General features: G+C 73.3%; 14 protein-coding genes and 2 pseudogenes. 7 read left to right on the top strand and 9 right to left on the bottom strand.

Features of this window, described 5'->3' with window-relative positions; genetic code table 11:
• Positions 1–407: 407 nt before the first annotated feature.
• A pseudogene (locus ACFZDK_RS26060) lies at positions 408–644 on the top strand (transposase); the annotation flags it as partial.
• On the opposite strand, the pseudogene ACFZDK_RS26055 reads toward ACFZDK_RS26060, so the two are convergent.
• From ACFZDK_RS26055 to xylB, 4 genes and pseudogenes are all read right to left on the bottom strand, one after another.
• Positions 617–1294, bottom strand: a pseudogene (locus ACFZDK_RS26055) (acetamidase/formamidase family protein); the annotation flags it as partial. The pseudogenes ACFZDK_RS26060 and ACFZDK_RS26055 overlap by 28 nt on opposite strands.
• Positions 1291–2778 (bottom strand): amino acid permease, encoded by a 1488-nt coding sequence (locus ACFZDK_RS26050; protein ID WP_390976096.1) that lies wholly within the window; start codon positions 2776–2778, stop codon positions 1291–1293. The pseudogene ACFZDK_RS26055 and the gene ACFZDK_RS26050, both read right to left, overlap by 4 nt.
• A gap of 185 nt (positions 2779–2963) precedes the next feature.
• Complete coding sequence (locus tag ACFZDK_RS26045) at positions 2964–4172, bottom strand: ROK family protein (protein WP_390976094.1); 1209 nt, start codon at positions 4170–4172, stop codon at positions 2964–2966.
• 67 nt (positions 4173–4239) lie between these two features.
• Positions 4240–5685, bottom strand: a complete 1446-nt coding sequence (xylB, locus tag ACFZDK_RS26040) for a xylulokinase (RefSeq protein ID WP_390976092.1) — start codon at positions 5683–5685, stop codon at positions 4240–4242.
• A gap of 229 nt (positions 5686–5914) precedes the next feature.
• Between xylB and xylA the strand changes: the two genes are divergently transcribed.
• Positions 5915–7081 carry a xylose isomerase gene (gene xylA, locus ACFZDK_RS26035; protein ID WP_390976090.1) on the top strand — a complete coding sequence of 389 codons (1167 nt, stop codon included), beginning with the start codon at positions 5915–5917 and terminating at the stop codon, positions 7079–7081.
• A 184-nt stretch (positions 7082–7265) separates the two neighbouring features.
• Positions 7266–7781 (top strand): hypothetical protein, encoded by a 516-nt coding sequence (locus ACFZDK_RS26030; RefSeq protein WP_390976088.1) that lies wholly within the window; start codon positions 7266–7268, stop codon positions 7779–7781.
• A 30-nt stretch (positions 7782–7811) separates the two neighbouring features.
• Here ACFZDK_RS26030 and ACFZDK_RS26025 read toward each other — a convergent pair whose 3' ends face one another.
• Both ACFZDK_RS26025 and ACFZDK_RS26020 read right to left on the bottom strand, forming a co-directional pair.
• Positions 7812–9152: an esterase-like activity of phytase family protein gene (locus ACFZDK_RS26025; RefSeq protein WP_390976086.1), complete on the bottom strand. Its 1341-nt coding sequence runs from the start codon at positions 9150–9152 to the stop codon at positions 7812–7814.
• Between the two features lie 162 nt (positions 9153–9314).
• On the bottom strand, positions 9315–10583 hold the full coding sequence (locus ACFZDK_RS26020; RefSeq protein WP_390976085.1) for an alpha/beta hydrolase family protein: 1269 nt from the start codon (positions 10581–10583) through the stop codon (positions 9315–9317).
• 252 nt (positions 10584–10835) lie between these two features.
• Here ACFZDK_RS26020 and ACFZDK_RS26015 point away from each other — a divergent pair, with 252 nt between their 5' ends.
• Positions 10836–11018 (top strand): hypothetical protein, encoded by a 183-nt coding sequence (locus ACFZDK_RS26015; RefSeq protein ID WP_359219823.1) that lies wholly within the window; start codon positions 10836–10838, stop codon positions 11016–11018.
• A gap of 54 nt (positions 11019–11072) precedes the next feature.
• Here the strand turns inward: ACFZDK_RS26015 and ACFZDK_RS26010 are convergent, their stop codons facing one another.
• The 3 genes from ACFZDK_RS26010 to ACFZDK_RS26000 form a co-directional block, all read right to left on the bottom strand.
• Positions 11073–11939: a hypothetical protein gene (locus tag ACFZDK_RS26010; protein ID WP_390976083.1), complete on the bottom strand. Its 867-nt coding sequence runs from the start codon at positions 11937–11939 to the stop codon at positions 11073–11075.
• Positions 11940–12075: 136 nt separating this feature from the next.
• Positions 12076–12381 carry a hypothetical protein gene (locus tag ACFZDK_RS26005; RefSeq protein WP_390976082.1) on the bottom strand — a complete coding sequence of 102 codons (306 nt, stop codon included), beginning with the start codon at positions 12379–12381 and terminating at the stop codon, positions 12076–12078.
• A gap of 126 nt (positions 12382–12507) precedes the next feature.
• Positions 12508–13107, bottom strand: a complete 600-nt coding sequence (locus tag ACFZDK_RS26000) for a methyltransferase domain-containing protein (RefSeq protein WP_390976080.1) — start codon at positions 13105–13107, stop codon at positions 12508–12510.
• 150 nt (positions 13108–13257) lie between these two features.
• Between ACFZDK_RS26000 and ACFZDK_RS25995 the strand changes: the two genes are divergently transcribed.
• Genes ACFZDK_RS25995 through ACFZDK_RS25985 form a run of 3 tightly spaced genes read left to right on the top strand, consistent with a single transcriptional unit; the run spans position 13258 to position 17011 of the window.
• Entirely contained in the window at positions 13258–14031 is a 774-nt protein-coding gene (locus tag ACFZDK_RS25995) for an MHYT domain-containing protein (RefSeq protein ID WP_390976078.1), read from the top strand.
• Positions 14032–14069: 38 nt separating this feature from the next.
• Positions 14070–16577 (top strand): nitrate- and nitrite sensing domain-containing protein, encoded by a 2508-nt coding sequence (locus ACFZDK_RS25990; RefSeq protein WP_390976076.1) that lies wholly within the window; start codon positions 14070–14072, stop codon positions 16575–16577.
• Positions 16574–17011, top strand: coding sequence for a roadblock/LC7 domain-containing protein (locus ACFZDK_RS25985; protein ID WP_355711946.1), 438 nt, complete (start codon positions 16574–16576; stop codon positions 17009–17011). The genes ACFZDK_RS25990 and ACFZDK_RS25985 overlap by 4 nt, the downstream gene beginning before the upstream one ends.
• Positions 17012–17016 lie beyond the last annotated feature (5 nt).

Below are 17016 nucleotides of genomic sequence, written 5' to 3'. Positions count from 1 at the left end.
CGCGGTGCTTGTGTGCGTCAGGCACGGATGTTATCGGGATGGACCACCACAGATCTGCGACGCTGCTTCGCGACCAGATTGCCGTCCGGTATGGCCGTCTTCGCTCGGGACTGGGGGTGTCGATGTGGGTATTGTCGGAGGTCGCCGACCGGGTCGCGAGGCCTGCTTGACGCAGGGCCGACATGCGTGTGACAGCCTCAGTCGGCACAAGAAGCTGAATGCGTCCGTCCGGTTGTCAGTGGCAGGTGGCACTCTTTGAGCACAGACCCGAGAACGCCTCGGTGAGCGTCAGGGAAGTCACAGTGGTCGTCCGGGCTTCGCAGGGCCATTGTCCGCAGGCTGGCTCAGTGCGGCCTGTCCGGGCCGGTGCAGGACTGCCTCGACGGCGTCCTGGGCGACTGGCGTGTTCCGCCCGGCACCTCGCCTCCTGGGCCGGGGTCTGCCCCGGCCACCACGAGTCCGCCGGCCGCACCAAGAACACCAAGGTCCGCCCCGGCAACCCCTACCTCAAAGGCGTCCTCGGCCTGGCGGCCTTCGGCGCTGCCAGGACCAAGGACACCTACCTGCAGGCCCGCTACAAACGGCTGACCGCCCGCCGCGGCCCGATGAAGGCCCTGGTCGCCGTCGAACACTCGACGGCGACCCCGCAGGTCTCGCCCTCGCCCTGCCGGGCGTGCCCGTCGCCGAGGCTGAGCAGCGCTCCCTCGACGTTGACCCCCAGGTAGCAGGTGACTCCGGCCCGCATCTCGGGCGTGTCCATGTTCCCGCCGTGCGCGTCGGGCACCAGGGCGGACCGGACCTCCAGGTTGGCGGGGGCCACCCCGACCGTGCCGTGCATCGGGTCCATCGGCAGCTCCAGCTCGAGGTCGCCCTCGTGCGCCCGGAACAGGGCCGTGCGCCGGGTCCGGTCCAGCTGCCAGATCCAGACCGTCTCCGGCAGCGGTGGCTGGAGGGTGGCCGTGGTGTGCGTCGAGGTGAGCGCGCCGAACAGGGGGACCGTCGTCGACGCCGCCCAGTCGCGGGCCGGTTCGATCGACACGAAGTGCACGGCGACCGTGTCGCCCGGCTCCGCGCCCTCGATGTGGAAGGGCCCGGTCTGCGGGTTGAGAAACGGGAACTCGCACACCTCGGACACCAGGTCCTTCTCGGACCGCACCCGTCCGGCGAAGCAGTCCTCCGTGTACAGGTCGAGCACCGTGCCGGGTGCGATCCGCGCCACCGGCGGCGCGCCGCCGAACGTCCACGCGTACTCGCCCGGTCCGGGCCGGACGGTGAGGACACGGGGGTCGGTCATCGTGGAAGGTCTCCGCTCTTCAGGTCGGGGACGGCAGGGCCGTCCTCGTCGAGGTGGACACGCGCGGTCTCGGCTATGCGCTCGGGGTGACGGCGTATCAGTACCAGGAGCACGACCGCTCCGGCCGCCATCCAGACGCCGACCACCGGACCGGCGTACGACACCGGCGCGGTCAGCTTCGTCACGAAGTCGAAGACGGGCAGGCCGGCCGCGGTGAGCAGGGCGGGCACGAAGGCCACGATGCCCAGCAGCGGGAGGACCAGGTGGCGTAGCGGACGCAGGGCAGCGCGGCCGCGCCGCAGGAAGTAACCGGCACAGGCGAGGTTGACGACGATGTAGACGCCGACGACGACCGTGACGATCACCGTGGCCAGCAGCAGGAACGCGGTCACCGGGTCGTAGCCGAAGCCCAGCCCCAGCACGGCGCCGACGGCCACCACCGTCTGGACCGCGATCCCGGCGACGGGGGAGCGGTACCGGGGGTGGAGCGTGGCGAGGACCCGCGGCAGGACCCGGATCCGGGCCAGCGCGAACGCCGTCCGCGTGGACACGTTGGCGCAGGCGTTGGCGTTGGCGATCGTCGAGTTGACCACCGCGAGGAACACGAGGACCCAGAAGAGACCGAAGGAGGCCCGGGCGACCCCCTCCCAGGAGGCGTCGCCCGCCGCTCCGAAGGAGGCGAACCGGTCCGGGCCGAAGTACACGGTCATCGCGTAGGTCGTCACCACGTAGAACAGACCGATGCCCAGGGCCGCGCCGAGCACCGCGCGGTGCATCGTGCGGCGTGGGTCCCGGGTCTCCTCGGCGAGCGGCGCGGCCGCCTCGAAGCCGGCGAAGGCCAGCACGGTGTACACGGAGCCGGCGAAGATCCCGCTCACCCCGCCGTGCCCCGGTGCCGTATGCGAGGTACCGAACACGGAGAGGGTGTTGTGGTCACCGGCCTTCCCGATCAGCCAGCCGGCGAAGACCAGGAAGACCGCGATCTCGAAGATCCCGAGGACGGTTCCGAAACGGGCCGAGGCGCGCACTCCCAGATACCCGGCGACGGCGATGACGGCGGCACCGGCCAGCGACCACGGCCACCACAGGTCCGCCGGGTAGGCGGCCCACTCGTCGTGCAGGGTTCCCGCCGTGGTGAACCCGAGCTGGAGCAGCAGCAACGGGGGGACCAGCGCCTCCACGAACACGTACCCCCAGCCGACGAGGAACCCCACGGCCGGGTGCAGCCCCCGCGCCGCGTACGTGGCCACGGAGCCCGCCGCGGGTAACTCCCGTGCCAGCTCGGCGACGCACGACGCGGTGAACAGACAGGCCACCAGGGCGACCAGCACCGACAGCGGCAGACTGCCGCCGGCGAAGGCCGCCCCCGAGGGAATGGACGCGGCGACGGCGGCGGCCGGCGCCATCGCCGTGATGCTCTGGAACAGCACCTCACGCAGACCGATCGCGTCCCGCCGCAGCCCCGCGGTCACCTCTCCGGCCATACACACCCCCCGACGTGCGTGAATCCGACGGTCCCACGGACCGCTTCGCGTGAATCACGGTACGGCGCTCGCGAGTTGGGCAGAAGAGCGCCGGGTGGTTCCGTGGACGGGACGGGAGTTGTGGAAAACCTCGCCACTCGGACGGGTGAAGTGCGGTCGGGTCCGGGGGTGCGGCCGGGCCGGCGTCAGACCCGTTCCGCCACCGTCGCCGGATCGTCCAGGACGGCGCGGACCACCGAGTGGGCCGCGCCCAGGAGCGGGCCCTCGGGGCCCAGCCGGGAGACGGCGACCGGGCAGGCAGGGCCTGTCGTACGGTCGGCCAGTTCGGCTTCCAGGGACGGGAGCAGCCAGGGGGCGAGGCCGGCCAGGGCGCCGCCCAGGACCACGGACTCGGGGTCGAGGAGATTGACGGCGCCGGTCAGGGCGATGCCCAGCGCCGTACCGGCGTCGTGCAGGGCGCGTCGTACACCCTCGTGGTCCGCGCCCGCCCGCTGTGCGAGCAGGCCCACCGCGTCCTCGCGCGACTCGAGGCCGGCCGCACGCAGCACCGCCTCCTCACCGGCGTACTGCTCCAGGCACCCGCGTCCGCCGCAGGCGCAGCGCGGCCCGTCGGGATGGACCGGCACATGGCCGAGCTCACCCGCGAAACCGCGGTTCCCGCGCAGCAACTGCCCGTCCACGACGACCGCGGCGCCGATGCCGATCTCCGCGGACACATGCAGGAAGTCGCGGGGTGTGGCGTCCCCGAGCCACAGCTCGGCGAGGGCGCCGAAGTTGGCCTCGTTGTCCACCGTCAGCGGGAGGCCGGCGGGCAGCAGCGCGCCGAGGTCGGTGTCGTGCCAGTCGAGGTTCGGGGCGTGCACGACCGTGTGCCCGTCGCGGGCGACCAGGCCGGGGACGGCGACCGCGAGGCCGGCCGGCCACAGGCCCTCGCCCTCGGCTTCGGCCACGACCCGGCGGACCAGCGCGGTCAGCGCCTCGATCACCGGCCGTGGATCACGGCCCCGGTTCGCGCCGTGCCGCACGGCACGCGCGCGTACCTCTCCGCGCAGGTCCACCGCGCACACGGCGAGATGGTCGACCCCGACCTCCGCCCCGATACCGGCCGGGCCGCGCCCGCTCACCGCGAGCGCCGAGCCCGGCCGCCCGACCCGGCTCGGCCGCTCGGGGCCGAGCTCCTCCAGGAGCCCCCAGCGGATCAGCTCGTCGACCAGGGTCGACACCGCCGCCCTGGTCAGGCCGATGCGCGAGGCGACCGCGGCCCGCGACAGCGAGCCCTCGGCGCTGACCGCGTGCAGCACGCGCGCGAGGTTGCGCCGGCGCATGCCCTGCTGGGTGTCCGGCAGGGCACGGCCGTTCGACGTCGGGCGGGTCTCGTGCAGCGGTGCGGTCATGCCTCCATCAATCCTCTGATCCTCCGGACGGTCCTCCGCCGGTCGGACGGTCCCCGCCGGTCAGTGGTCAGCGGTCCTCGGGCGCCCGCTCCAGCAGGGGGGCCGCGTCGGAGAGTACCCCGGAGATCCTGGCCAGCGTCGCGTCGTCCCGCTCCACCGCGTCCAGCACCGGCCCCGCCGCCGTGTTCCAGCGCCGTGCCACCGAGGCCGGGTCCTCCCCGGTGAGCAGCCCGGCCGCCTGCGCCGCGGCACCCAGCGCGACCAGCTCCTTCGCCTCGGGCACCTGCACCGGACGCCCGGACAGCCGCCGCACCGTCTCCTGCCAGGCGCGGCCCCGGGCGCCGCCGCCGATCAGCAGCAGCGGGGTGGTCCGGTCGGCGTCCTGGTCCAGCACCAGGTCCAGGGCGCCCAGCAGGGCGTGCACGGCACCGTCGTAGGCGGCCTGGAGGAGCTGGCCGGCGGTGGTGTCGTGGCGCAGACCGTGCAGCAGCCCGGAGGCGTGCGGCAGGTTCGGGGTGCGCTCGCCGTCCAGGTACGGCAGCAGGGTGACCGAAGTACCGGGCTCGACGGCCTCGCGGTCCCGGCCGAGGAGCGCCGCGACCCGGTCGACCGCGAGGGTGCAGTTCAGCGTGCAGGCCAGCGGCAGCCAGTTGCCGTGCGCGTCGGCGAAGCCCGCGACGGTCCCGGTCGGGTCGGCCGGGCGGTGCTTCGAGACCGCGTACACCGTGCCCGACGTGCCGAGGCTCAGCACCGGCGTGCCGGGGCGCAGCCCGAGGCCCAGCGCGGCGGCCGCGTTGTCGCCGGTGCCGGGGGCGACCAGGGTGCCCTTGGAGAAGGGCAGGTCGTGACTGTCCCGGACGGTGCCCGCGACCTCGCCCGGGCGGACCACCCGCGGCAGGAACGCCGGGTCCAGACCCACATGCGCCAGGGTCTCCTCGTCGTACGCCTCGGTCGCCGACGCCCACCAGCCGGTGCCCGAGGCGTCACCGCGGTCGGTGGTGCCCAGCCCGGTCAGACGCTCGGTGAGGTAGTCGTGGGGGAGCCGTACGGCCCTGGTCGCGCGCACCGCCTCCGGCTCGTGCTCCGCGAGCCAGGCCCACTTGGTGACCGTGAACGAAGCCCCCGGCACACTCCCGGTGCGCTCCGCCCACGCCTTCGGACCGCCCAGCTCCTCGATCAGCCGCTGGGCCTGCGGCGCCGAACGGACGTCGTTCCACAGCAGCGCGGGCCGCACCGGCTCGCCCCGCTCGTCCAGTGTGACCAGACCGTGCTGCTGCCCGCCGATCGACACGGCGGCCGCCTCGTGCGCCGCGTCACCGCACTGGCGCAGCGCCTCGCACAGCGCGTCCCACCACTGGCGCGGATCGCTCTCCCGGCCCGCCCCGGAGGACACGGTGTGCGGCGCCTGACCGCTCGCCACGACCTCTCCGGTGGACGCGTCGACCACCAGCGCCTTGGTGGACTGGGTGGACGTGTCCACGCCGACGACGAGCGGACCCTCGGCTGCTGACATCGGGCTCTCTCCCTTTTTCCGCGCCTCGCGGTTTCCCTGACCTGCAGTTTTCCTGGTTCACCGGGGTGTCGCGACCCGGATTTCATCCCTCGGGGACAGGGTGACCCTTCCCAGGGATGCGTCGGCATACTAATTTGTAAACGGCCATGACGAAATAGTCGGCCCGACAGTCCCCCGACCGTCGACAAGCACACTCACCCAGCACAGGCATCACGCAAGGAGCCGCGGCATGAGCTTCCAGCCCACCCCCGAGGACAGGTTCACCTTCGGCCTGTGGACCGTCGGCTGGCAGGGAAGGGACCCGTTCGGCGACGCCACCCGCCGCGCCCTCGACCCGGTCGAGACGGTGCAGCGCCTGTCCGAACTGGGCGCCTACGGTGTGACGTTCCACGACGACGACCTGATCCCCTTCGGGTCCTCGGACACCGAGCGCGAATCGCACATCAAGCGCTTCCGCCAGGCCCTCGACGCGACCGGCATGACCGTCCCGATGGCCACCACCAACCTCTTCACCCACCCGGTCTTCAAGGACGGCGCGTTCACCGCGAACGACCGCGAGGTGCGCCGTTACGCGCTGCGCAAGACCATCCGCAACATCGATCTGGCCGCCGAGCTGGGCGCCAAGACGTACGTCGCCTGGGGCGGCCGCGAGGGCGCCGAGTCCGGTGCCGCCAAGGACGTGCGGGTCGCTCTCGACCGCATGAAGGAGGCCTTCGACCTCCTTGGCGAGTACGTCACCGCCCAGGGCTACGACCTGCGCTTCGCCATCGAGCCCAAGCCGAACGAGCCGCGCGGCGACATCCTGCTCCCCACCGTCGGCCACGCGCTCGCGTTCATCGAGCGCCTGGAGCGCCCCGAGCTGTACGGCGTGAACCCCGAGGTGGGCCACGAGCAGATGGCCGGCCTGAACTTCCCGCACGGCATCGCCCAGGCGCTGTGGGCGGGCAAGCTCTTCCACATCGACCTCAACGGCCAGTCCGGCATCAAGTACGACCAGGACCTGCGCTTCGGCGCCGGCGACCTGCGTGCCGCCTTCTGGTTGGTCGACCTCCTGGAGAGCGCCGGCTACGAGGGCCCGAAGCACTTCGACTTCAAGCCGCCGCGGACCGAGGACCTCGACGGTGTGTGGGCGTCGGCCGCCGGCTGCATGCGCAACTACCTGATCCTCAAGGAGCGCGCCGCCGCCTTCCGCGCGGACCCGGAGGTCCAGGAAGCCCTGCGCGCCTCCCGCCTGGACCAGCTGGCCCAGCCGACCGCCGCGGACGGCCTCCAGTCGCTCCTCGCGGACCGTACGGCCTTCGAGGAGTTCGACGCGGACGCGGTCGCCGCGCGCGGGATGGCCTTCGAGCAGCTCGACCAGCTGGCGATGGACCACCTGCTCGGCGCCCGGGGCTGACCACGCACGCGCGCGTGCGGACCGCTCCCGGAGCGGACGCCCTCACGCGCGCGTGTCGCAATCCGTGCCCGCACGGTCGGCTCGTGCGGGAATTGCTCCGGAATCATGCGATCCATGGCATCAGTCCGTATCAACTCCCGCGCGGGCCTTACGCGATGACCGGTACGCGGTGACTCTTGGCGGTATGGCCATGCCGCCCGTACCGCCACGACCGCCCGGCCCGCCGAACGGCACCCCGCCCCCGGACGGGGGCTACGACCCGCCCGCGTACGGGGGTTTCGGACCACCCTCGGGCGGCGGCTTCGGACCACCGTCGGGCGGCGGCTTCGGGCCGCCCGCGGGGCCGCCTGCCGGGGGTGACGACCCGCCCACCGCCGTGGGCTGGACGCCGCCGCCTCCCGAGCGCCCCCGCCGGCGCAGGGGACCGCTGTTCGCCGTCCTGGTCGTGCTGGTGGCCGCCGTGGCCGTCGCCGCCGTCGTCCTGATGGCGTCCGGTGGCGACGGCTCACCCGGCAAGAAGCCCACCACGAGCAGCCCGAGCACCTCCGGCTCGCCCCGCCCCTCGATCGGCCTCCCGACCGAGCTGCCCAGCAGCCTGCCGTCGCGGCTGCCGAGCGAACTCCCCTCGGAGTGGCCCTCGGGGCTCCCCAGCGAGCTGCAGAGCGGTCTGGAGTCGGTGCTGCCGTCCCTGCTGGGGTGACCCTTGCTGGATTGATCTCTGCCGGGCCGGCTACAGGCCCTTGGGCAGCCGGACGTACACCAGGGTCGTCTCGATGCCGCTGTCGACCAGGCGGCCCTGCGCGTCGAACGCGCCCGTTCCGTCCGTCATCCCGAAGTCGTTGTCGTTGATCAGGGCGAGCGTGTCGTGGTCCACACGCGCGATGCCCTCGATCTTCAGCGGCACCCCGGTCACGGTGTTCAGGTCGACGACGAGGCGCTTGTCGAGCACCGGGACACCGGCCGCCGCCGGGTCGTCCAACTGCTCCAGCGACGGAGACGTGGTGTCGTCGTCGTACGCGCCGCCGAGGATATTGGACTTGCGGTCCAGCTTGACCAGCTCGAGGCGCGCGGCCTTGTCGGTGCGCTCCTCGACGAGCAGTCGGTCACCGCCGACGGCCACCACCGAAGAGATCTTCAGCTCGGAGGTGTCGTCCTCGCTCGGGTCCACGACGTTCACCGGGTCGAAGCGGTAGGCGTACTCGGCCGTGACCGCCTTCTTGCGGGGCGAGAAACGCAGCAGACGGGTGTTGAGCGAGGCGTCCCCGGCGTCCCCGTCGGGCAGCGACAGCGGGCTCTGCAGCGCCATCACGAGATCGCCGTCGGGCAGCAGGGCCAGGCCCTCGAAGCCGCGGTTGATCTTCCGGTGCAGCAGCACGGAGGGCAGCGCCTCCACCACCGGGTAGTCGGCGCCGGTGAGGTTCAGCCCCTTGGGCACGTACCGCGTGAGCACCTGCCCACGCGCGGAGACGTGGACCAGCGACGGGCCGTACTCGTCGACCAGCCAGAAGGTGCCGTCCGCCGCGCGGACGATGCCCTCGGTGTCCAGGCCGTTCGGGTTGTACGACAGTGAGGTCTTGGCGTCGTAGGAGTACGGCGCCTCGTCCCGGCCCGCCTGGTTGGACAGACCGGTGACGGCCTTGCCGGAGGACGTGGTGATCGGCAGGGCGCCGATCACCTTGAGGGTGTCGCCGGAGACGCGGATCTTCACGATCGCCGGGTCGAAGCCGGGCACCGGGAAGGTCCGGCGCTTCTTGCCGTCCACCTTGATCTGGCCGTTGGGCCCCCGGTCGGTGACCGTCCAGTATTCGCCCTTGCGGCCGGCCGGGTAGATGTCGCTGCCGATGCCGCCGAGGTCGATACCCCGGTCGTTGTCCACGGTGCCCGGGAGCAGCGCGTTGCTGAACGTGCCGAGCGGTATGTCGCCGAGGACGGCGGTGCGGGTGACGTGCGCCGCGCCGGACGACGAGGCGTCGGCCGTGCCCGCCGCCACGAGGGCGGCGGCCAGGGCCAGGGGCAGACCCGTCGCGACGGAACGGTGGACGCGGCGTCTGCCGGTGGCGTGCGGGGACATCGGGCCTCCTGGAAACAAGTTCGTTGGCAGCGGCCAGAGTTGGGCCTTACAAGGAACGCTGTTCGACCAGTTGGTGAACGGAGGACGACCGCGACTCGGCGATCATCGTTTTTCGGCCCGCGATCGGCGGATTCTCGGATTCCGCGGCTTGCCCGTGCCCGTCTACCGCAGGGACCTGAACCACCGCACCACGGCGGCGGTTCCCGCCTGTTGGGAGCCCAGGTGGCGGGAACCGCCGTAGTCCGGGGTGCCGAGGTCGACCAGCGGGGCGTCGACGCCGTGGGCGCGCAGCGCGGCCCGGCAGTGGGTCGTGTTCGCGTTGACGGCCTGCTCGTCCCCGTCGGCGTAGTAGAGCCGGACCGGAGCCTCGGGTGTCCAGTCGGAGCACACACCGTCGGTGATCCGTAGGGCCGCCGCCAGCCGTCCGGTGGGGTGCGCCAGCATGGCCCGGCCGTGGGCGGTGAGCAGCCCGTCGAGCGAGTCCGGGGTGCCGGCCACGACCTCCTGGCCGGTGTGTGTACCGTCCAGCAGGCCGTCGATCGTGCGGTCGTACGGCGCCCGGAACACCTCGGCCGGTGTGTCGTACAGGTGGTGCAGGCGGTTGAAGGACACCAGGGCCAGCGCCGTGTAGATCACACTCGCCTTCGGCTCCGTCCGCCCGGCGAGCAGCGCGGGCAGCTCCGCGTCCCGGAACGCGTAGGCACCGCTGACGGGTGCCACCGCGCGGAGCCGGAACCAGTCGTCGTCCCCCGCCTGCAGCGACCGGGCCAGTCCCAGCGCCGCCGAGGCACCCTGGGAGAAGCCGGTGGCGAGCACCCCGCGCCGCAGCTCCCGCCCCCGCTGGGCCGCGGCGGTGCGGGAGGCGCGCAGCATGTCCAGGGCGGCCGTCGTCTCCGAGGGCACGTCCATCCAGGGGTGAGGGCCGGGACCCAGGCCCAGACCGAGGTAGTCGGGGAGCACCGCGGCGAATCCGGCGGAGGCGTACGTCAGCGCGGGGGCCTGGCCCCAGGCGTCGGCCGAGACGGAGGCGACATCGCCCTTGAACAGCTCGGTGCCGTGGGTGAACGACACGGTCCGCAGCCGTCGATCGCCGCCGCGCGGCAGGGCCAGCAGCCCGCTGGCGGTGGTGGGACGGCCGTACGGATCCACCGTGCGGTACACGATCCGGAAGGTGTCCAGTCCGTGGCGCACGGCGCCGGTGTCCCGGGCCCCGCCCTCGTCCCCCGCCAACTCGGCCGCGACCTGCCGCGCGGTGAGCGTCCTCAGATGTTCGACGGACATGAGCGTGCCGCGTGACACGTCCGCCGCCTCCCGCGCGGCAGCGGCGGGCCGGGGCCCGGCCGCTTCCTGCGCAACCACGGTCGTCGCACTGCTCGCCGCCAGCACGACCGACACCGCCGAGATCACCAGTAACCTGCTCATTCGCTTCATACCGGGACCGTACGAACGCCCGGCAGCGCCGACCATCCGGCCAACGGGCCTGTGGAGGTGGGGTTTTCCGCAGGATTCTGGGGGGTGGGTAGGCTGGAAGCGGGACTGCTTCACAATCTGTTCGACTCGGCCCTCGGGGGCCAGTAGGGGTCGCTCGTCAGGGATGTCTCAGGGTCGCGGTCAGGAACCGCGGGAAGCGCGGGCCCGTTTTCAGATCAGAGAGCGGCAACGGCCGCGGAGGAGGCGACGCTGATGTCGAAGAACGCGAAGATCGCCGCAGGAGGTGTGGCGGTCGGGCTCATCCTGCTGATATGGCTGCCCTGGTGGGTGTCGTTCCTCATCGTGGTGGGCGTCCCGGTGGCCGCGTACCTCGCCCTCGACCCCTCGCAGCGGCGCAGGCTGCGCAGGGTCACGCGCAAGGAGATCGGCCGCTGAGCGACCCACCCGGGCCGCGCCCCCCCTTCCGGCGGGGATGCGGCCCAGGAGGGCTCACAGGGGCCGTACGGCCATCTTGTCGAGGGCTTCCAGCAGGCCGGGGAGCTCGGGGCCCCGGCCCACGGGCAGGACCTCGCCGGGCTCCTCGTCGAGGAGCACGAAGGCGATGTCGTCGGTGCGGGCCACCATCGACCAGCCGGGCCCGTCGGCACGCAGCGTACGGGCGTCGCCGGGGGCGAACGACGAGCGGACCCGGCCCAGTGGCGGCGGCGCGTCCAGGTAGGCCCACGCCTCGGCCAGGACGCGCCGGATCCCGGCGTGCCCCTTGGAAGCCTCCTCGGCGGCTTCCGGGGCCCCCTCGGCGCCCTTCGGGGCCTCCTCGGGGGCTTCCGAGGCGTCGGCCGGGGCCGGTGGCGCCGAGAAGTGGTCGTCGCCGATCTGCTCCCGCCAGACCGCCCACTGCAGGGCGATCTCGTCGGCGCCCAGTCGCCGCTGCGCCGGGCCCCAGGTACTGGTGTCCGGCGGGGCCAGCGGGGCGCGGTCGGCCATCTCCGGGCCGGGGTCGTGCGGCGCGGGCACGTTCGGAGCCGCCACGGCGACCGCGAGCGGCCACCCGGGCAGCGCGGCGACCACCGTCCGCTCGTCCGGCGACAGGTCGTACTCCATGCCGCAGTCCCAGGAGGCGATCGCGACGGCGACCAGCGAGACGTCGTCGATCACGACCGTCCAGCGCGCCCCCTCGCCGTCCTGGCCGAGCACCAGGCCGTACCCGTCGGCGCGCGGCGCCAGCTCCAGCGCCGCACAGGCCTCCGGATAGTCGTCGCCCAGCACGCTCGGAAACTGCGCCGGCGTCAGCAGCACCGCCGTGAGCACGTACAGCGCCTCGTCCGCGGCGACGGCCTCCTCGTCCGTCCCGGCCATCCCTGCCTCCCACTCGTTCGTCCAACGGCGCGCACCCTAGTGTGACGGGAAGCCCCTTGTCACGACCGGCCACCACACGCGGAGCTGCAGCGTTCCACCAGGACGGGACGAAACGACCGAGACGGCGGCCGATCGGTCAGGCGACCGGCAGCCCGAGGAGGTCGCGCGCCACCGTCCGCGGCGACTCGTCGCGCTCCCGGGCCAGCGCGAGGACTGCCCGGCACGCCAGCTCGCTCACACCGAACGACAACGCCTCCGGCGACACCCAGCCCGCCGCCTCCTCGATCCGGTCCTGGTCGTCCTCCGCATGAGCCGCGACATAGGCGGCCGCGGCCTCGAACAAGTTGTGCGCACGCCTCTCGGGCCGCTTCGGCACCTCGGCGCCACCGGCGCCCCCGGTGCCACGGAATCTGCCTGCGTACTTACGGATCCGGTCGAACACGCGGGCCACCTTCCCCCTGTCGGTTGTTGCCTTCGGACAATCATCATCCCCTACCGAACGTAGAGTCGAAGTTCCGGCACCAGAAGGGGGCGCCCCCCGGAATGCCTCCATCGGCACGGCTGCGGGTCAGCCGCCGCGGACCGCCAGCGCGAGGAACCGGGCGTCCTCGTCGACGTACGACGTCATGCGCCAGCCCGAACCGGCCAGCAGGGGGCTGAGGTTGCCCTCCGCGCGCAGGTCGCCCGGCGTGATCTGCCGTCCCTGGCGCGCCGCCAGCGCGGCCCGGCCGATCGGGTGGAACAGCGCGAGCGTGCCGCCGGGGCGGACCACGCGCGCCAACTCCCGCAGATTCTCGGCGGGCCGGGGCAGATGGGCGATCAGGCCCGCGGCGAACACGGCGTCGAGGGACTCCGAACGCACCGGCAGCGCCGCGACGTCGGCGAGCAGCAGCCGGCCCGCGCGGTCCCGTCCGGCCCGCACCGCGGCCTGGAGCATCGCCGGGGTCAGGTCCATTCCGAGCACCGCGCCCGAGGGGCCCACGGCCGCCCGCAGCGGCGGCAGCGCGCGCCCCGTGCCGCAGCCCGCGTCGAGCACCCGGTCACCCGCGCGCAACCCCAACTCGCCGACGGCGGCGCTGTACGCGGGACCGTCGTCGGGGAATTTCCCGTCCCAGCCGGCCGCCCGCGCGGTGAAGAACTCCCGGACATGTGTGTGGTCTTCGCTCATGTCCCGCATGATCCCTCACCGTCACGGAGGACGCTCCTGCGCGCACGTTCGAACGGGACGCGATCGTTCCGGCACATCTCTGAGTCATATTGCGGCACCTTTCGAAATGCGCCCCCTTTGTGCTCCCATGCCCCCTAGCGTCCCTGGGCCATGGGACACCTGGACCACGCCACCTTCGGCTGGCTGACCCCCGTGCTGTCGTACGTGATGGCCTGCATAGGCGCCGCACTGGGGCTGCGCTGTACCGTCCGCGCGCTCGGCAGCACCGGCCGCTCGCGCCGCAACTGGCTCCTCACCGCCGCCTCCGCGATCGGCACCGGCATCTGGACCATGCACTTCGTGGCCATGCTCGGCTTCAGCGTGAGCGGCACCGACATCCGCTACGACGTACCGCTGACCATCCTCAGCCTGCTCGTCGCCGTGGTCGTGGTGAGCGCCGGCGTCTTCGCCGTCGGCTACAGCCGTGACCGCGGCCGGGCACTCCTGCTGGGCGGGCTCACCACCGGACTGGGCGTCGCCAGCATGCACTACCTCGGCATGGCGGCGGTCCGGCTGCACGGCGACGTGCGCTACGACCCGATGCTCGTCGGACTCTCCGTCCTCATCGCCGTGGTCGCCGCGACCGCGGCCCTGTGGGCGGCCCTCAACATCAAGTCGCCCGTGGCCGTCACCGTCGCCTCCCTGGTCATGGGCGCGGCCGTCAGCAGCATGCACTACACCGGGATGTTCGCGGTCAGCGTGCGCGTCACCCCCTCCGGCACCCCGCTGCCCGGGGCCACGGCCATGCAGTTCATCTTCCCCCTGGCCGTCGGCCTCGGGTCCTATCTGTTCCTCACCTCGGCCTTCGTCGCGCTCTCGCCCACGGCCGGGGAGCGCGAGGCCTCCGCCTCCGCCCAGCGGCCCGTCACCGGCGTCGCGCGCTGACCCGGCCCGAACCAGTTCCCCAGATGAGCGAGGAGGCCATGCGTACGCCCCGTAGGACCCCCAGCACAGGCCCGGAGACACCGTCCCCGCGACCTCCGCGCGGCCGTCGCGCGCACGCCGGACCACCCGCCGACGAACCGGTCGCCGACCTCGTCGACGCCGCCGACGGCACGCCCCCGCACGCGGGCGGTTGGCGGATCCGCCCCCGGACCGTCCGGGCCAAGGTCGTCTGCCTGCTCATGGTTCCGGTCATGTCGCTGCTCGCCCTGTGGGCGTACGCCACGGTCACGACGGCCCAGGACGTCTCCCGCCTGCGCCAGTCCCAGCGCGTCGACACGGCGCTGCGGACCCCGGTCGCCACCGCCGTCGCCGCGCTCCAGGCCGAGCGCGCCGCGGCCGTCCGGTACGCGACCGATCCCACCGCCGAACAGACCGGGGATCTCAGGAGACTCGGCGCCCGCACCGACCGGGCCGTGGCCGGACTGCGGCTCGGCAAGGGCAGCACCGTCGCCGACAGCGAGGAGCTGCCCTCCGGTGTCGCCCGGCGCCTGGAGACCTTCGTCTCCGGCGCGGAGCAGCTGCGTACGCTGCGGACCGCGATACAGGACCGCGGCACCGGCTGGGACGAGGCCTACGGGCGGTACACGCGGACCATCGCCTCGGCCTTCGCCGTGGACGGTGCCCTCACCGGCATCCAGGCCGACGACATGGGCTCCGACGCGCGCGTGCTGCTCGAATTCTCCCGCGCGGGCGAGGCACTGGCCCAGGAGGACGCGGTCCTCGCCGGCGCGCGGCTGGCCGGCGGCCTCGACGGCGAGCGGCTGCGGCTGTTCACCGGCGCCGTCGACACCCGCCGTGCTCTCACCGACACGGCCGTCGCCGACCTGCCCGGCGCCCAGCGCACCGCCTGGCGCCGGCTCACCGGCGGCGACGACTACACCGCGCTGGGCGCCGCCGAGGACCGGATCCTCGCGAGTCCACCTGGCGCCAAGGCCCTGCACGCCGCTCCGGAACCCGCCTGGGACACCGCCCACGCGCGCGTGCAGGACGGCATGCGCACCATCCAGACCGACACGGCGCGCACAGTCGCGGGCCGGGCCGATCCGTTCGCGCGCGGGCTGCTCACCCCGGCCGGTGCCGCCGTCCTCCTGGGACTGCTCGCCGTGGCCGCCTCGCTCGTCATCTCCGTCCGCATCGGACGCGGTCTCGTGGTGGAGCTGGTGAGCCTGCGCAACAGCGCCCTGGAGATCGCGCGCCGCAAACTCCCCGAGGCCATGCGCAGACTGCGGGCCGGCGAGGAGATCGACATCCGCGCGGAGGCGCCCCCGGGGCCGGCCGCGGAGGACGAGACAGGGCAGGTCGCCGAGGCCCTCGGCACCGTGCACCGCGCCGCCCTGCGCGCGGCCATGGAGCGCGCCGAACTCGCCAGCGGCATCTCGGGCGTGTTCGTCAACCTCGCCCGCCGTAGCCAGGTCCTGGTCCACCGCCAGCTGAGCCTGCTGGACAGCATGGAACGCCGCTCCGACGACCCCAACGAACTGAGCGACCTCTTCCGCCTCGACCACCTCACCACCCGCATGCGCCGCCACGCGGAGAGCCTGATCATCCTCTCCGGGGCGGCCCCCGGCCGGGCCTGGCGCATGCCGGTGTCCCTCACCAACGTCGTACGGGCCGCCGTCTCGGAGGTCGAGGACTACGCGCGCGTGGAGGTACGCCAGCTCCCCGAGGCGGCCGTCGTCGGCGCGGCCGTCGCCGACCTCACCCATCTGCTCGCCGAGGTCGTGGAGAACGCCGCCCAGTTCTCGCCGCCGCACACGCGCGTGCGGATCACCGGAGAGCCCGTCGGCAACGGCTACGCCCTGGAGGTCGAGGACCGCGGCCTCGGCATGGGCCAGGAGACCCTCGCCGAGGCCAACCGGCGCATCGAGCAGTCCGAGGCCCTCGACCTGTTCGACAGCGACCGGCTCGGCCTCTTCGTGGTCAGCAGGCTCGCGGCCCGCCACGGGATCAAGGTGCATCTGCGCACCTCCCCCTACGGCGGCACCACCGCGGTGGTGCTGCTGCCGAAGGCCCTGCTGCACGGCGGTCCGGCGGAACGTTCCGGCCGTCCGGCGACCGACACCGAACCGGCCCCGGAGCGCGCGTACGCGCGCGTGCCCGACGCCGCCCTTCCGGAGGCCGTCCCCGCCGACCGGCCCGCCCTGACCGTCACCGCCCGCCCGTCCCCGCAGCCGGCGGCTCCCGAGCCGCCACCTCCCGGAGTCACCACCTTGAGGCCGCACCGCCCACCGCACGACTCCGAGCCCCTGGACGACGACCTTCCGCGCCGGGTACGGCAGGCGAGCCTCGCCCCCCAACTACGCGCTCCGCGCGCCGAGGAGCCCGCGCCCGCCCGCCGGGGCGACGAGCGCACCCCCGAACTCGTCCGCGACCGCATGGCGGCCTACCGCGACGGCTGGGCACGTGGCGGCGGCAGGAAACCCGGCCGCGGAGCCGCCCCGGAACCCGCCGAGGGCACCGACAGCACCGAAGGAGACCGCGCATGATCCAGGACCCGAGCACAAGGGCGGACCGGCGCTCCGGCGAACTCGACTGGCTGCTGGACGACCTGGTGCTGCGCGTCACGGAGGTACGGCATGCCGTCGTGCTGTCCAACGACGGCCTCGCCGTCGGCGCCTCGACCGGCCTCAAGCGCGAGGACGCCGAGCACCTCGCCGCCGTGGCCTCCGGCTTCAACAGCCTCGCCAAGGGCGCCGGACGGCACTTCGGGGCGGGCGGGGTGCGCCAGACGATGGTCGAGATGGACGACGCCTTCCTCTTCGTGGCCGCCGCCGGCGACGGCTCCTGCCTCGCCCTGCTCACCGACGTCACCGCCGACATCGGCCTGGTCGCCTACGAGATGGCCCGCCTGGTCAAGCGCGTCGGAGAGCACCTCTACACCGCGCCGCGCGTCGGCGCGCGGCCGCCCGCCGCCGGATGAACCGG

This window comes from Streptomyces sp. NPDC007901, from assembly GCF_042959465.1.
GTDB lineage: Bacteria > Actinomycetota > Actinomycetes > Streptomycetales > Streptomycetaceae > Streptomyces.
The sequence above is the reverse complement of the archived record's forward strand: the minus strand, read 5'-3'. Positions and strand labels throughout refer to the sequence as shown.

Bases quoted from the DNA above. Each gene is read 5' to 3' on its own strand.
- ACFZDK_RS26050 (WP_390976096.1), bottom strand. From the start codon at position 2,778: ATGGCCGGAGAGGTGACCGCGGGGCTGCGGCGGGACGCGATCGGTCTG.
- ACFZDK_RS26045 (WP_390976094.1), bottom strand. From the start codon at position 4,172: ATGACCGCACCGCTGCACGAGACCCGCCCGACGTCGAACGGCCGTGCC.
- xylB (WP_390976092.1), bottom strand. From the start codon at position 5,685: ATGTCAGCAGCCGAGGGTCCGCTCGTCGTCGGCGTGGACACGTCCACC.
- xylA (WP_390976090.1), top strand. From the start codon at position 5,915: ATGAGCTTCCAGCCCACCCCCGAGGACAGGTTCACCTTCGGCCTGTGG.
- ACFZDK_RS26030 (WP_390976088.1), top strand. From the start codon at position 7,266: ATGGCCATGCCGCCCGTACCGCCACGACCGCCCGGCCCGCCGAACGGC.
- ACFZDK_RS26025 (WP_390976086.1), bottom strand. From the start codon at position 9,152: ATGTCCCCGCACGCCACCGGCAGACGCCGCGTCCACCGTTCCGTCGCG.
- ACFZDK_RS26020 (WP_390976085.1), bottom strand. From the start codon at position 10,583: ATGAAGCGAATGAGCAGGTTACTGGTGATCTCGGCGGTGTCGGTCGTG.
- ACFZDK_RS26015 (WP_359219823.1), top strand. From the start codon at position 10,836: ATGTCGAAGAACGCGAAGATCGCCGCAGGAGGTGTGGCGGTCGGGCTC.
- ACFZDK_RS26010 (WP_390976083.1), bottom strand. From the start codon at position 11,939: ATGGCCGGGACGGACGAGGAGGCCGTCGCCGCGGACGAGGCGCTGTAC.
- ACFZDK_RS26000 (WP_390976080.1), bottom strand. From the start codon at position 13,107: ATGAGCGAAGACCACACACATGTCCGGGAGTTCTTCACCGCGCGGGCG.
- ACFZDK_RS25995 (WP_390976078.1), top strand. From the start codon at position 13,258: ATGGGACACCTGGACCACGCCACCTTCGGCTGGCTGACCCCCGTGCTG.
- ACFZDK_RS25990 (WP_390976076.1), top strand. From the start codon at position 14,070: ATGCGTACGCCCCGTAGGACCCCCAGCACAGGCCCGGAGACACCGTCC.
- ACFZDK_RS25985 (WP_355711946.1), top strand. From the start codon at position 16,574: ATGATCCAGGACCCGAGCACAAGGGCGGACCGGCGCTCCGGCGAACTC.